At 58.5% G+C, this 15,304-nt stretch carries 9 protein-coding genes; 6 read left to right on the plus strand and 3 right to left on the minus strand.

The annotated features are described in order from the left end of the window. Nucleotides 1-8 precede the first annotated feature (8 nt). Entirely contained in the window at nt 9-1,088 is a 1,080-nt protein-coding gene (locus Poly51_RS05160; RefSeq protein ID WP_186775351.1) for a hypothetical protein, read from the plus strand. Here the strand turns inward: Poly51_RS05160 and Poly51_RS30945 are convergent. Continuing rightward, nucleotides 1,068-1,217 (minus strand): hypothetical protein, encoded by a 150-nt coding sequence (locus Poly51_RS30945; protein WP_222435786.1) that lies wholly within the window; start codon nt 1,215-1,217, stop codon nt 1,068-1,070. The two genes, Poly51_RS05160 and Poly51_RS30945, sit on opposite strands and share 21 nt — an antisense overlap. Nucleotides 1,218-1,311: 94 nt before the next feature. Between Poly51_RS30945 and Poly51_RS05165 the strand changes: the two genes are divergently transcribed. Together Poly51_RS05165 and Poly51_RS05170 are read left to right on the plus strand one after the other, a co-directional pair. Next, the gene (locus Poly51_RS05165; RefSeq protein WP_146454847.1) at nt 1,312-4,932 is read left to right on the plus strand and encodes a S1 RNA-binding domain-containing protein; all 3,621 of its coding nucleotides are present in this window, start codon (nt 1,312-1,314) and stop codon (nt 4,930-4,932) included. Further along, nucleotides 4,929-5,423, plus strand: coding sequence for a hypothetical protein (locus Poly51_RS05170; protein WP_146454849.1), 495 nt, complete (start codon nt 4,929-4,931; stop codon nt 5,421-5,423). The genes Poly51_RS05165 and Poly51_RS05170 overlap by 4 nt, the downstream gene beginning before the upstream one ends. 178 nt (nt 5,424-5,601) lie before the next feature. Here the strand turns inward: Poly51_RS05170 and Poly51_RS05175 are convergent, their stop codons facing one another. Both Poly51_RS05175 and Poly51_RS05180 read right to left on the minus strand, forming a co-directional pair. Next, nucleotides 5,602-6,528: a sugar phosphate isomerase/epimerase family protein gene (locus tag Poly51_RS05175; RefSeq protein WP_146454851.1), complete on the minus strand. Its 927-nt coding sequence runs from the start codon at nt 6,526-6,528 to the stop codon at nt 5,602-5,604. Nucleotides 6,529-6,582: 54 nt separating this feature from the next. Beyond that, nucleotides 6,583-8,196, minus strand: coding sequence for a hypothetical protein (locus Poly51_RS05180; RefSeq protein WP_146454853.1), 1,614 nt, complete (start codon nt 8,194-8,196; stop codon nt 6,583-6,585). Between the two features lie 368 nt (nt 8,197-8,564). Here Poly51_RS05180 and Poly51_RS05185 point away from each other — a divergent pair, with 368 nt between their 5' ends. The 3 genes from Poly51_RS05185 (at nt 8,565) to mutS (ending at nt 15,267) form a co-directional block, all read left to right on the plus strand. Continuing rightward, nucleotides 8,565-11,462: an Ig-like domain-containing protein gene (locus tag Poly51_RS05185; RefSeq protein ID WP_146454855.1), complete on the plus strand. Its 2,898-nt coding sequence runs from the start codon at nt 8,565-8,567 to the stop codon at nt 11,460-11,462. Between the two features lie 261 nt (nt 11,463-11,723). Continuing rightward, complete coding sequence (locus Poly51_RS05190; RefSeq protein WP_390621744.1) at nt 11,724-12,470, plus strand: NIPSNAP family protein; 747 nt, start codon at nt 11,724-11,726, stop codon at nt 12,468-12,470. 163 nt (nt 12,471-12,633) lie between these two features. Continuing rightward, nucleotides 12,634-15,267, plus strand: coding sequence for a DNA mismatch repair protein MutS (mutS, locus tag Poly51_RS05195; RefSeq protein ID WP_146454859.1), 2,634 nt, complete (start codon nt 12,634-12,636; stop codon nt 15,265-15,267). Nucleotides 15,268-15,304: the final 37 nt, after the last annotated feature.

Consider the following 15,304-nt stretch of genomic DNA (forward strand, 5'->3'; position numbering starts at 1 on the left):
AAGGCACCATGAAACGTCTCTGCCGGATCCCTGCGATGGCCATCATCGCGATCGCGGCCCTGCTCGGTTCTCATCCATCCAACGCCAGGGCCGAAGATGCCCTGAAGCGCCAGGCGAGCTGGGAACGCTACGACGCCGCCACGATGGCCAAAATGTTGCGATCGGCACTCGACGAAATCGGTGTCGTCCCCGACCAAATGGACCGGATCGCCGATCGATTCCTGTCCTCGATCGAATCTGATGACGCCGATCCGCTGGACGCCTATGTGGCGGCAACCAGCCCCATGGTGCCCGTGGTCGACGAGGTCGTGTCCACGACGTCCATGAACGCGTCGCTCGCAGCCGCGTCGACGGACCCCAGCACGCCGACCTACGGCGCGATCGAGTCACTACCAAAATCGATGCGGATGACGCTTCGCACCTGGCTGGGACGCGAATTGGTGCGGGCTCGCATGTATGACGAGGCGCTGCCGGTGATTGCCGAAGTCGACGCGACCGAATCGATCGACCCTGCGGCGGCGCTGTATTACCGCGGGGCCTGCTATCACGCGCTGATGATGAAGACCGAATCGCTCGCCGATTTGCGTCGTTTGCTCGAACTGCAGGACGATGTTCCGGTGCGATTCACGCGAACGGCACAATTGATGGTCGCCGACATCAAGGGTCTGGAGGAAGACTCGTTGGACGAAATCTCGCGTCTGATGACGGACGTGACGCGGCGTCTGGACCTTGGTCGTGCCAGCGAAACGGTCGAAAAACAAGAACAGAAGATCATCGACAAGCTGACCAAGTTGATCGAGAAGATTGAAAAACAGCAGCAGCAACAGCAACAACAGATGCAGCAGCAGTCCGGCGGCAGCCCCAGCGGCGGCCAGGATCAGGGCAACCCGATGCAGGACAGCAACATCGCCGGTGGCGGTGGCAACGGCGACGTCGACCGCAAGGGCATCGATCCCAAAGACGGCTGGGGCAATCTGCCACCAGCCGAGCGGAACCAAGCGTTGCAGCAAATCAGCCGCGACCTGCCGACCCATTACCGTGAAGCGATCGAAGCGTATTTCCGCAAATTAGCGACCGACGGCTCTTAGGAAGCTGGCGGTGGGCAGCGTGCCTGCGATTTCACTTTGGTCATTGAACGCGACCGTGATTGCGGATATCTTCGCGGACTTCCAATGATGTGCCTGAGGCTGCGCCGCGATTGATGCGGCTTTGAACATAGCGGCTACAACCAAGGCACCCGTCCAATGCGACCCGATCGTGCACCGTCTCGGTCGCCGGTTGGGACTCACCAGGTAAAGAGAACGACTCGGTATGAGCGTCGATTTAGAAGCAATTGCCCAACGCGGGCGTTGCGAAATTTCAAGTTTGCGTCTGGCTCTTCCGCTGCTCGAACAAGGGTACACGCCGCCGTTTTTGGCACGTTATCGGCGTGACGAGCTGGGCGGATTGGACGAGTCGAGCCTCTGGGGGCTGTCGTCTGCCGTCCAGACTGAGAAGCAAATCGCCGATAAACGCGAGCATCTTCGCGAAATTTGGCAGGCGACGTCGCTCCAGGACCCCGCCATCGGTTACGCCATCGGCAAAGCGAACTCGATTCGCATGCTGTCGCGTTTGGCCCGTCGATTGAAGCACGAATCCAGCGAACCGCCGACCGATGCGACGCGACTAGCCGTTCGAGTTCTGAACCCTAGCAAGGGCGATGGAAGCGATTTCGCAACGATCGCGTCGAATGTCGAGGGCATCGAAAGCGTCGATGCGGCATTCGAAGATCTCGACAATGCATTGGTCCAACGATTGGCCGGTGACCCCCGAGTGATCAGCGCCGCGGTCCGCTGGCTGGCCAAGAATGCTCGCATCCATATCGCAAAAATCAGCGATCCGCACGTGAGCGGCGAAGACGAAGACGCCCCCAAAGCGAAAAAGAAAAAGAAGAAAAAAGCCAAACCGGCCGAAACGGACGCAGCTGCGACCGCACCAACGGCGGTTGCCCCGACCGCGGAAACGGGCACCGAGGCTGTCGCAACGCCCGAAACCGTCGCAACGCCAAAAACTGAAGCGACGCCCGAAACCGAAGCGACGCCTGTCGCTGACGTGACGGCCGAAGCAGCCGCCACACAAGAACCAATCGCTGAGACCCCCGAGGTCGCTGCGGTGGATCCCGCCGTCGAAACGCCCGCGGTTGCCGAAACGCCACCCGCGACCGAAGCGGTCGCGCCGGCGACCGAAAGCCCTGCCGAAGGCCAAACTGAAACACCGGTCGGCTTCGCTGCTGATACGGAAGCGGAGAAGCCCGCCGTGGTTGTGAAAGCCAATCAAGCGGCAAAGAAACCCAAAAAAATCTCGCCACGGCAACGCCGTCGGCGATGGTTGGTCGGGGTCCTCAAACCGCTGCAAGGCAAACGTTTCACGTCCGACAAACTCAGTTCGTTTCAATTGGTAATGTTGGGCCGAGCCCTACGAAGCCAAGTCGCCGAGTGCAGTTTCGAATACGACGCCGGCAAGCTGGTTGCCGAGCTTCAACGAACGGCCGCCGGTTTCAACCATCACCTCGAAGATCAAATGCGAGACATCGTCTTGCAGAACGAGGCGAGTATCCGTGAAGCCGCTGAAATCGCTTGGTGGGATGACGTTCAAGAACGCGCGTCGGCGCGACTGGTTGCGATTACCGCCGATCATCTGCGTCGTCACGTCAACCGTGGCCCAGTGGATGCCAAAGTCGTCATGTCGATCGATGCCGTCGGCCCTCGTACGGCCGCAACGACAGTCGTCTCGGCGGACGGTCGGGTGTTGCATACCGAAGACTTGCCGTGCCAATTGTCGGCGTCCCAACGCGGCCAAGCCGTCGCGCGAATGGGCGAATTGATTCACACCCATCACGTCGATTTGATCGTGATCAGCAACGGTCCCGCCCGGCGTGCAACGATGATCGCTTTGGGCGATTTGATTGCCGCGTCGCCCGAAAAGTCCATTCGCTGGACACTTGCCGATCGCAGCGGCGCCGACGCTTACTCGGGCAGCAGCGTTTCAGACCAGGAAATGCGTTCGACTCCACGACGATTCCGCGCCGCAGCCTGGTTGGCATTTGCCGTGCTACAACCGGCCCAATCGATGGCCAAGGTCGACCCGTTGAAACTGCGATTGAGTTCGTTCCAACGCGAATTGGCGGACGAAGCGCTGGCCGAAACGTTGGAAGACGTCATGGTTAGCGGTGCGTCACGAGGCGGCGTTGATGCAAACTCGGCACCCCAATCGTGGCTCCGCCGATTGCCCGGTTTGACGCCCGACGTGGCGTCGGCGATCGACAAAGCCCGGCGGCAAGAGCTGTTCACATCACGCGAAAAAATCAGCGAGATCGCGAACTGGCCCAGCGCCGTCGAGAGTCGCCAATCGTTGCCGTTCTTACGCGTCTTCGGCAGCACCGAATCGCTGGACGGAACCCTGATCCATCCCGACGACTATCCGCTCGCAAAAAAGCTTGCATCGACGTTGGGCTTGGAACTGCCACCGGCGACACCGCCGGGCTATATTGTGCCCGATTTCACCAGCGGCGCGACGACCGAAGAGATCAAGCCGATCGAGGTCGCGACAACGGCGAAGCCGACGGTGGTCGAAGACTTCACCGCATCGGGCGAGAAATCACCCGACTTCACAATGCCGACCGAATCGGCCGAAGAACCTGTGGCGGCTTCCCAAACCGAAGACGCCACCGATGGTGCAACCCAAGCGTCGGCCGAAGTGACTCAAGAAGTCGCGCCGTCCGAACCGGCTGCCGATGAAACGTCCGCGGTTGAAGAAACACCCGCCGGCGAGACTCCCACTGCCGAACCGGCGACTGCGGAGTCACCCGCAACCGAATCACCCGCCGATGCCAGTGCCACCGTCGATACCAATGCCACCGTTGATACCAGTGCCACCGTCGATTCGATGCGTCAACCGCGACCCGAGCGAGCCAAAGTCGACAAGTGCGTCAAAGAGTGGCAAATCGGTACTCGTCGCGCACACCAGATCGTCCATTGGCTTTGCGATCCCTTCGGCGATAGCGACGCCAGCGGTTCGCCGCCGGCCGTTCTTTCGACGATGCCGTCGACCAAAAGCCTTCGCCCCGGCGACGCGGTAATTGGCGTTGTTGTCGGCGTGATGCCATTCGGTGTGTTCGTCGAACTGGCACCCGATTGCAGCGGCTTGATCCACGTCAGCCGCGTGTCCGATTCCTATGTCGAAGATTTGCACGAGGCCGTCCAAATCGGCGACGTCGTCACCGCATGGGTCACCGGCATTGACGAAAAACGTCGCCGCGTCGGCTTGAGCGCCATCTCGCCTGAGCGTGAACTGGAGCTGGAAGAACAACGCCGAAACCGCGACACACGCCCATCGCACGGTGGAGGACAACGCAGCGGTCAACAACGTGGTGGAAACCGATCGGACGGAGGAAGCGGTGGCGATCGAGCGGCCGGGAATCGAGGTCAATCGACCGGGGCACCGAATCGTGACGCACGCCCTGCCCGCAGCGGCCAAGGCGGCGGTGGAAACCGATCGGGCGGCAACCGAGGCGGCGGAGGCGGTCGCCCCAATGATCGCCGTGGCGGTTCGACGGGTGGCGGTCGCGGCAAGAAGCCCGAAACGTATCGCGTGGTCGCCAAGGCCGACGCCAAACCGCTGACCGACGCAATGCAGGACGGTAAAGAACCGCTGCGATCGTTCGGCGACCTGATGCAGTACTTCGGCAAAGACAAAAAGACGGTAACGGAAACGCCGAAGCCAGAACCATCGACCAAGAAAGATAAACCGGCCCCCGCGGCCGAAGAAGTCAAGGTGGATGCCAAAGTGGAGCCAACGCCGGAACCCAAATTAGAATCCGCGCCCAAACAAGACGCTGCACCCGAGCAGTCATCACCGGAAACTGCATCCCAAGCGGACACGCCTGAAGCATGAGTGACGACTTCGATTCACGACTAGAATCTGCCATCTCGCGTGGGCAGAAACGAGCCGATCAGAAAGCGTCGGCCGAGCGTGCCAAAGAGATGAGCGAAGATGAGATGCGACGGATGCACACGTCGCTTCGGCTGTCGCTGTCCGAGCGTATCGAACGTGCCGTCCACAAAGTGGCAGATCACTTCCCCGGTTTCCGCGAGGAATCACTGTTCGGCGAAGTCGGCTGGGGTGCGGCGTGCTATCGCGATGACTTGAAAATCGTTTCTGGTCGGCGCGAGAACCAATACAGTCGCTTGGAAATGATGATCCGCCCGTACAGCGATTCGCGAGTGCTGGACTTGAAGGGCAAAGGGACAGTCATGAACCGAGAACTGTTCAACCGATCTTTCTTTGTACCGATCGCCGAAGCCGACTCGGAAGAGTTCGAGCAACTGATCGACACCTGGGCGATCGAGTATGCCGAGGTCTACGCCGCCAAGACGCGGGCGTAACAGCCTGTTGAAAAAGGGGTCTGACCTTTGGAGACGTTGCTAAAACATTGTGAATTCGAAACGTCGGAGAGAGTCAGCCCCCCTTTTTTAGCAGGCTGGTAAGCCCGGGCGTCGCCGTTGCAGTAAACCCGGGCGTCGCAGAGCAACGCCCGGTGTGGTATCGATGCCGAAGGCCCGATTAGGCCAACTTCTTACCGACCTTGATCAGCAAGTCGCGGCTCTTCTTGATGCCTTCGAATTCGCTGACGCCGCTGCCTTCGTATTCGATGCCGACGTATCCGTGGTAGCCGGCCGCAAGCACGATCCGCATCATTTTTTCGTAATCGGTATGCGTTTCTTCGCCCGATTCGTCGAAGTCGTGTGTCTTGGCACTCACAGCCTTGGCATACGGCATCATCGCTTGAACACCGTGGTAACGATCGAACATTTCTTCGTTCTTGCCGCGCGTGATATAGAAGTTGCCGAAGTCGGGAAGCGTTCCGCAGTTTTCAAGACCGACTCGTTCGATCACAACCGCCAACCATGCCGCATTGCTGCTTAAACCACCGTGGTTTTCGACGATCACGTTGATTCCGTGCGGTTGGGCAAACTCGCTGAGTGCACGTAGGCCATCCGAAGCGTACTTGATCTGGTCCAGGTATGTACCGTTGCTGGCCGCGTTGACGCGGATCGAATGGCAACCCAAGAACTTCGCCGCTTCGACCCATTGGTGGTGATTTTCGACGGCCTTGGAACGCTTCGTCTCGTCGGGGTCACCCAAGTTGCCTTCGCCGTCGACCATGATCAACAGACTCTTCACACCTTCGCTTTCGGCGCGATCTTTCATATCGGCCAAGTACGTTTCGTCTTTGCCTTTGTCCTTAAAGAATTGATTGACGTACTCGATACCGTCGATACCAAATTCTTGCTTCGCGATTCGAGCGAAATCCAAGTTGGTGATCTTGCTCGCCGGGTCTCGCAACGTTCGGTGCAGCGACCACTCGGCCAATGAGATCTTGAACGGCAATTCGCTCGACGCCGCTTCATCGGCATGAGAACGCTGGGTGCTCATCGCGGAAGCAAAAGCAATGGCGGCGGAAGTCTGCAAAAATTGTCGTCGATACATCAAGTCAATCTCGTGGAGGAAACAAAAGGAGGGGAGTAGGGAAAGGATCTTTTTCTATGGCTTGGCGGACGGCGCTGACCTGCCAGCCCACTTACGAGCCATCGCCAACCGTTCTTCACGCGGCCCGTGCAAGAACAACAGGGCTTCTGAGCCGCCGACGATATCGAACGCCATCTCAACCTCTTCCGCCGTCAGCAAACCCATGGTTTGGTACAGACGAATCTCGGCTAAGGTGTGAAGCGACTTCGCCTTGGGACTACCCAGAAGCATGGCGACACGACCTTTGGCCGCTTCGGCCGAAAGGTTCTGCGGCATCGAAACGGCTTTGGTGTCACGATCCATGATACCCAGCAGAGCGGCAATTTGATCGTTGATGTAAGCCCTTTCGTCGGCCGAACGACCTGTACCGACCATCTGAGCGGCTTCTAAATTGTCGATGCCCTTGGACAACGCCATTTGCTTGCCCGAGGCGACATGGAACATGCGACATCGAGATACGTTTTGAGTCTTATCGCCGCGACCGGGCTTCAGCAGTACATCGAAATGCAGCAAAAATTCGATCCCTTCACGCTTGGCAACCAACAGCATCTCGTCCGAAGCCCCCATCCCGACGTAGGACAATCCTGGCTTCCACATCGTCAAAGAATCGGGTGCGATCGAAAGCAGTTCATCCAGTTCAGCCGACATTTCGGGATTGGCCACGACCGGCGCCGCGATTGGGCTTCGCACCATGGACGCTCGCGGGTCCGCCGGCGCGGGTGCTGTGACGCTCTTGAACAGCGGGCCATAGTCACCCGCGGTGAAACGCTTCGTGAATTCTTCGGCAATCATCTCGGCAACCAATCCAAGATTTTCGGACATCACCGTTTCGGCTTCGGCGTTCAGCATGTCGCGCGATTTGATGACGGGTTTCTTGGCACTTGGCGTCATCGACATGGAATTCATATCGTCGTAGCCCGACATTGCTGAATTCATTTCTTCCATTTCCATCTGCATCTGCATTTGCATTTGCTCCTCCATGGCACCGGAATCATCATACGACGGTCCACCGCCACCCCCGGCCATGCGTCGTCCGGGCGTCGTGGCACCTTCGCGGATCGGGTCGGGATCGGAAACATCCTCGCTGCCTCGCACGGCAATCGACACGGCCCAGCGAACGTTCCAAACCGGACGGCGCAGTGCTGGGCTGAACTGCACCGATCCGATCACGGGACCAGCCTCGTCAAATTCGGTCGCCATGTGACCGCACATCAACGCCAGCGCGATCGCCGGATTCCCCGCCGCAAATGCTTGATCGGCTTCGCGGCTAAGCACCGGACCGGTCTGGACATCAACATTGGCGTCGGGGGCGAACAAGGGCGAAAGCTTGAATCCATCGACTAACGAGACAAGGTCGGCCAAGTACGTTTGAGTGGCGTCCGACTGGGCGCTGCCGCCGCCGTAGGGCGAACCGTAGCCGCCGCCGTAACCGCCGTATCCATCCATTTCTTCGTATTCGGACCCGTACTCGGCGGATGCAGCCATTTCGGCTTCCATACGCGCCTGTTCGGCGGCCATTTCGCCGGGCGATTGTGCTGCTAATGGGTGGAACGATCCAAATGCGATCATCCCAACGCACATCGTGGCAATCCAGGCGAGTTGGTGTGATCGAAATTGCAAACGGTACATCGGCTACCTACTTCACCGATCGAGCGAGGCTGAGTCGATCGAGCGGAAAACGGGGATAAATGGCCGGGCTAGAGCGAACAAAATGTCCGTGCCCTGAACGACTTCGCGTATCATAAATCGTCGGAAGGTGTCGGTGGGATGCTTTTTTGACAATCGGTGATCCAAATAAGACGAGATTTCTCGCGGATCCACCCGATTGAGGGAAACTTTTTAAACCGTCGCAACGTCGTAGACAGTGGTGAAATCCAGACGTTTGGTTGTGATCACGGCCAAATATTCGACCCTTTGCCTTGCAGAAACTGATCTGACCACCGAATCGCTACGTCCTCCCTACTTCTCAAGTCGAATCAACCCAGTCGATATTCAAGATGGCCCAACGCCCCAAACGTCTTCGCCAGCATCGCCTCGACATCCGCCGCCGATTGCACGTCGAACGATTGACCGATCGACGGGTGCTGGCCGCCATCACCGGTGCGGTTTTCGAAGATCTGAATCGATCGATGGCCCAGGACTCCGGCGAAGTCGCGGCGGCGGCTCGCTTGATCTACCTGGACACGAATGCCGACGGCCAATTGAACGCCGGCGAGTCACTGTCGTTGGCGGGGCCGGATGGAACATTCCGCTTCGATGACTTGGCCGATGGCGAATACCGCGTCGCCCTGTACAACGCGGCCGCGACCCAGTCACAAACGTTCCCGGTCGATGCCCAAGCGTCGCCCGCCCTTGCCGTCGGCAATCAATTGACTGCCGCTGCAGCGCTGCCCGATGGACGCCAACTCGTCGTTGGATCCGACATCACCGGCGACCAGTCTTGGATTGTCGATGCGGATTCCGACACCGTGACGCCGCTGGCGTTTCACAACGGTGCCTTTGGCGTCACCGTTTCGGCGACCGGGTGGGGCCAATTGGCCATCGATGGTGACGGCAACGGAGTGATTCTGGAACACGTCGCAAACCCATCGTCGGCGGCCTCAATCCCGGTTCGCGCCGTCGATGCGACGAACGTCTTGTCGCGGATCGAAGTCACGACGACAACCACTTCCGTGCCCGCCGACACTCAAGTCCTGTCGTCCGCCACGGGCGTGCGTTCAGTGTTCGCGTGGTCCAGCACGGACGGGCTAGAGCTATCGCTGTGGAGCAACGCGACATCCACATTGATCACCTCATCGCCGATCAACGTTCCCGCCGCGGTGGAATTATTGGCGTTCGATGACGCGGCGGGCTTGGTCGCCCTTCGATCGTCCGACGGCAGCGTCAGCATCCACGATGTCGACGGTAATTTTGCATCGCTGTATTCGATCACCGACGACATCGGTGCCATCACGATCGACGGCGAACGTGATCGACTGATGGCGTATTCGGCGGCCGATGCTGCATTGAAGGTCTTCCGATTGCAAGATGCCGATTTGATCGCCGAAATACCTTTGGATTTGTCCACGCTGGGCTCAGTCACCTCGATCGACATGGAACAGCAACCCGATGCGTTGATCGTCCTGGGCGATTCCGCTGTCCAACAAATCAAACTCGATCAACCGACGTCACACCGTGTCACGATTGCTGCGGGTGCCGATGTCGGGGGCCTAAAATTCGGTGTTGTAGTGGCGGGTGCCAACGCGGCGCCGACCTATTCCCAGTTGCCGATTTTTTCCGCGGTCGAAGACCAAACGCTCAATCGCGACGCACCGCGAGCGCTCGTCGGTTCGTCGGATGTCGACGGCGACGCCTATGTTTTGGTTCAAACGGGCGCGGCCGCCAACGGCATTGCCGAATTCCGAACCGATGGCTCGCTGACTTACACGCCATCGGCCGATTTCAACGGCGCCGATTCGGTGACGGTCGTGTTGCATGATGGCCAATCGGTTTCCGAGGCTTACACGTTGACCATCAATGTCGCCCCGGTGGCCGATCCGCCCATCGACATCAACGTCGATATCGGTCCGATCCGCGAAGACATCGCCGCCGGCACGCCCATCGGAACGGTCGAAGTGATCGATGTGGACGGTGGTGGACACATCATCGCGATCGATGATCCACGTTTCGGCGAACAGAATGGCCAGATCATTTTCATCGGCGGAGACATCAACTTCGAAAACGAGCGACTCATCCCGCTGATCATCACTGGCACCGACCCCGAGACGGGCGAAACGATTTCAGAGAATGCGTCCGTTCAAGTCACCGACGCGAATGATCCGATCACGGGCATCACTCCCACCGAAGCGTTCGTGTTTGAAAATGCCCCCGGTGACATCGTCACTGAATTGAAGGTACTGGACGAAGACGAGGAACAGTTTCACACGTTCACCGTCGACGACCCCCGGTTCATCGTCGACAGCTATGACTTGCGTTTGGCCGATGGCGTCGCCGTCGACTATGAAACCGAACGCGAGATCATCGTTCGCGTGACGGCGACGGAATTCGGCACCGGCGGCACTTACACTGAAACGATCACGATCACGGTCCGGGATCTCCCCGAGCAACCGTCGACGCTGGCGCTGACCGATCACGCGGTCGTCGAATTGACACTCGGCGATGTCGCCGGCGACGTGTTGATTGATGGCAGCACACCCGATCCACGTTTCGACTTGACCGTCGACGACCAACGATTTGAAATCGAAGGCACGACGCTGAAATTGAAAGAGGACGTATTTGTCGAACTGGCCGTCCAATCGGAAATCCAAGTCGTGATCACGGCAACGGATTCACAAGGCGAGTTCGCGTCGATCGAGCGAACCTTCATCATCGCGGTACTTCCCAACGAAACGCCGTTGCACAACCGCAACGATCCCTTCGACGTCGACCACGGCGGATCGGTGACGGCCGCCGATGCGTTGGCGATCATCAACTACTTAAACGTTTATGGACCGGGTCCAGTGGGATCGGGCGGCATGGGCTTTTGTTACGACGTCAACGCCGACGGCTTCATCACTGCGTTGGATGTTTTGTTGGTTCTCAATCGGCTAGATGAATTGCCCAGCGGAACCGTGGGCGGTGAAGGCGAAGGCGAACAAATCCCTGCACCGGAGCAACAAACGCCCATTCAACAGAGACTTGACCAACCGACCGGCGGGCTTCAAATCGCCGTCGATTCCAGCACGCCCGCGGCCGATTCGTCGCCCAATCAGCCGCGAGACGCGATGTTTGTCCAGTGGCAGCGTGACTTGTCCCGCGACGACGACGCGATTGCCTCATGGGCGAATAACGATTCCGTCGCCTCGACTGCTGATGTGGACGAATCACTGCGTTTGTTGAGCGACGAGAACGCATAGCAGACTGTTGAAAAAGGGGTCTGACCCTCTCCGACGTTTCGAATTCACAATGCTGCAGCAACGTCTCCAAAGGGTCAGACCCCTTTTTCAACAGGCTGACAGGGGCAAACCCCGCTTCCGAGCGGATCGCAGTTTGCCGGTGTCGCTCGGTTGCCTCCGCCGACGCGCTTCGGGGTATGATGTCCGGTGAATCGGCGCCCGCGCCGGGTTGTTCCCCCTCCCTCCATTGAGTCGACAATGAATCGTTTTCTTGCGTTGTTCATGTTGTCCGCTTTTGCGGTCATTCCTGCCTTGGCCGCAGATTCGCACCAGTACTACGAAGTCCGCAGTTACGTCCTTGGTGAAAAGGGCGATGCCAGTGCGATCGACGGATACTTGGAAACCGCCTATCTGCCTGCACTAAAGCGACACGGCGTCGGCCCCGTCGGAGTCTTTGCAAACGCGTCGAACGACGAAACCGGCAGCCCGCGAATCATCGTTGTGGTCCCGCATGATAGCGCCGATGGGATCGCGTCGTTGGAATCCAAAGTGCAAGCCGATGCTCAATTTCAAACCGATGCAAAGACATACCTGGATCGCGGCCCAGGAAAATCACCCTTCGCACGCATCAGTAGCGAATTGTTGGTCGCGATGGATTGCATGCCCCAGTTGGTTGTGCCCGACGGATCGCTGGCCAATGACGATCGAGTTTACGAGTTGCGGATTTACGAAAGCCCCAACGAACGGCTTGGCCATTTGAAAGTCGAAATGTTCAACTCGGGCGAAGTCCCCATTTTCCTGGACTGCAAAATCACCCCGATTTTCATCGGGCAAGCCATCATCGGACCGCAAACGCCAAGCCTGACGTATTTAACGATGTACCCCAGCGAAGCCGCTCGAATCGAAGCGTGGAAGGCATTTCAAGTCCATCCGGATTGGCAAACGTTGAAGGTTGTCCCGAAATACCAGGGCACGGTCACCCGCATCGACAAGTTCGTGCTGGTGCCGAAACCCTATTCGGAAATGTAGTCGACCTCGCTGACACGATCTGCCTGCCATCGCGACGCCATTGACGCCGCCGACGGATCAAATTATCCAGGCCGAACGATCGTCATCGGCGAAATGGTCTTGTCATGTTTTTCAGCGCCCTTGTGTCTGTCCTGGCGACTTCGCCTGGGGTACGATCCTGGGCATGACACCAATGATGAAACAGTACCATGAGGCCAAAGCAGCATGCGGCGACGCATTGCTGTTTTTCCGCATGGGTGACTTCTACGAATTGTTTTTGGACGACGCCAAAGTCGCGGCGGGCGTGTTGGGATTGAACCTGACCAGCCGCGACAAGGACAGCGATAACCCGACCGCGATGGCGGGTTTTCCGCACCACCAACTCGACTCGTATCTTCAAAAGCTGATTCGCGCCGGCTATCGCGCCGCGGTGTGCGAACAGATGGAAGACCCCAAGACCGCCAAGGGTTTGGTCAAGCGGGAAATCACGCGAGTCGTCAGTGCCGGAACGCTGACTGACGACGGTCTGCTAGATCCTCGCGAAGCGAACTATGTCGCGGCAGTGTGCCTGCATCGCGACAAAAAGAAATCGAAAGATGGCACGCCGCCGCAAGTCGGGATCGCGTGGGCCGAGCTTTCGAGTGGCCGTTTCGAAGCCGGAACGTTCCCCCAGTCTCGCATCGAAGACGAGTTGGCCCGAATCGGACCGGCCGAAGTGATCTACCGCGAAGACGACGTCCACTTTTCGCCCGACACTTCGGCGTCTTGGTCGTGGACCGCGCGACCGGCGTGGTCGTTCGCCGAAGACGCGGCCAAAGAAACGTTGTGCAAACAGTTCTCGGTCCAATCGCTCGAAGGTTTCGGTTTCGAAGCGGACGATACCGCCGCGGTTCGCGCGGCCGGCGCCGTGCTGACTTACTTGCAGGAAACCCAACGCCGCGATCTCGATCACTTCCAAAGCATCTCGGCCCACCATCGCACCGGCTTTTTGCAAATCGATGCCGCCACGCGGCGCAGCCTGGAATTGACGCGTACGATCCGCAGCGGTTCTCGCGAAGGTTCGTTGTTGGGTGTGATCGATCGCACGTGTACGCCGATGGGTTCACGCTTATTGGGCGATTGGATCGCAGCACCGTTGATCGATTCAAATGCGATCGGCGCGCGATTGAATGCCGTCGATGAGTTGACCAACGACGGAAAACTACGCGGCGACCTGCGCGGCACGCTCAAAGAAACATTCGACCTAACGCGTTTGTTGGCAAGAATCGCGACCGGTCGAACGGGACCGCGAGACTTGCAACAGGTCGCGCGAACGTTGGCCAGCCTACCGACAATGAAGGCACGTTTGACCCAACGATCGAGCGAGCGACTTGCGGCGATCGAATCTCGATTGCACCTGTGTCCGGAACTGAGGTCACAGTTGGAAACGGCACTGGCCGATGATTGCCCGTTGTCAGCGATCGACGGCAACTTCATCCGTGCCGGGTACAGCGAAGAACTGGACGGACTGCGCCAACTGGCCAAGGGCGGTAAACAATGGATCGCCGAGTACCAGAAGCGGCAGATGGACGAAACCGGCATCAATATGAAGGTCGGCTACAACCGCGTGTTCGGTTACTACTTGGAAGTCACCAACTCGCACCGCGACAAGATTCCCGAATCGTTCATTCGTAAACAGACGCTGAAGAACTGCGAACGTTACATCACGCCGGAGTTGAAAGAGTACGAAGAGAAAGTCTTATCGGCCGACGATAAAGCGTCGTCGTGCGAGCAATTGATTTTTCAAGAGCTACGCGCGCAGACTCATCGGCATCTCGCGGTCCTTGGGGAAGTCGCCGCAGCGATCGCTGAATTGGATGTGTTGGCGTCGCTTGCCGAGATCGCGGTCACTCGTCGCTGGGTGCGTCCGGTGATCACGGACGATTCCATCTTGAAGATCGAAGCCGGTCGGCACCCGGTATTGGACGTGACGTTGCCGCAGGGCGAATTCGTGCCCAACGACTGTATCCAGTCGCCCGAAGCCGGCATGATCCTGCTGATCACCGGCCCGAACATGGCCGGCAAGAGCACGTACATCCGACAAGTCGCGTTGATCACGCTGCTAGCGCAGGCCGGTTCATTCGTGCCGGCCGAGAGCGCCGAAATTGGCATCGCCGATCGCATTTTTGCACGCGTCGGCGCCAGCGACGAACTGAGCCGCGGCCAAAGTACGTTCATGGTCGAAATGGTCGAAACAGCTCGAATTCTGAACACGGCGACGTCGCGCAGCTTGGTGATCCTGGACGAAATCGGTCGCGGAACCAGCACCTATGACGGGCTATCGCTTGCGTGGGCGATCACCGAACACTTGCACGAACAAATCGGTTGCCGCACATTCTTTGCAACGCACTATCACGAACTGACCCAGCTTGAAGAATCACTTCCGCGGGTCGCCAATCTGAACGTGGCGGTCAAGGAATGGAACGACGAAGTGATCTTCTTGCACCGCATCGTTCAAGGCGGCGCGGACAAGAGCTATGGAATCCACGTGGCTCGCTTAGCAGGCATCCCGACGTCAGTGAACGAACGCGCCAAGGATGTGCTGGCCCAATTGGAAGCCGATCACCGCGACGCACTCGATCGGCCGACGATTCAAACGCCGGGCGCTTCGTCGTCCGACGCCAACGGCAAATTTCAATTGACACTGTTCGGCTTCGCGGACCATCCGTTGATCGATCAAGTCGAAAAACTGGATGTCAACGCGATGACGCCGATCGAGGCGCTGCAGTTCTTACAGAACGCCCAACAATCGATGAAGTCGCCGGCCAAGAGTTCTTGATCACCATCGATGTGTCACGTCGGGCATATCGTGAACC

The organism is Rubripirellula tenax, from assembly GCF_007860125.1.
Lineage (GTDB): Bacteria > Planctomycetota > Planctomycetia > Pirellulales > Pirellulaceae > Rubripirellula > Rubripirellula tenax.

Excerpts from the sequence above, each read along its gene's own strand:
- Poly51_RS05170 (WP_146454849.1), top strand. The coding sequence starts at position 4,929 with ATGAGTGACGACTTCGATTCACGACTAGAATCTGCCATCTCGCGTGGG.
- Poly51_RS05175 (WP_146454851.1), bottom strand. The coding sequence starts at position 6,528 with ATGTATCGACGACAATTTTTGCAGACTTCCGCCGCCATTGCTTTTGCT.
- Poly51_RS05180 (WP_146454853.1), bottom strand. The coding sequence starts at position 8,196 with ATGTACCGTTTGCAATTTCGATCACACCAACTCGCCTGGATTGCCACG.
- Poly51_RS05185 (WP_146454855.1), top strand. The coding sequence starts at position 8,565 with ATGGCCCAACGCCCCAAACGTCTTCGCCAGCATCGCCTCGACATCCGC.
- Poly51_RS30945 (WP_222435786.1), bottom strand. The coding sequence starts at position 1,217 with ATGTTCAAAGCCGCATCAATCGCGGCGCAGCCTCAGGCACATCATTGG.
- Poly51_RS05190 (WP_390621744.1), top strand. The coding sequence starts at position 11,724 with ATGTTGTCCGCTTTTGCGGTCATTCCTGCCTTGGCCGCAGATTCGCAC.
- mutS (WP_146454859.1), top strand. The coding sequence starts at position 12,634 with ATGACACCAATGATGAAACAGTACCATGAGGCCAAAGCAGCATGCGGC.
- Poly51_RS05160 (WP_186775351.1), top strand. The coding sequence starts at position 9 with ATGAAACGTCTCTGCCGGATCCCTGCGATGGCCATCATCGCGATCGCG.
- Poly51_RS05165 (WP_146454847.1), top strand. The coding sequence starts at position 1,312 with ATGAGCGTCGATTTAGAAGCAATTGCCCAACGCGGGCGTTGCGAAATT.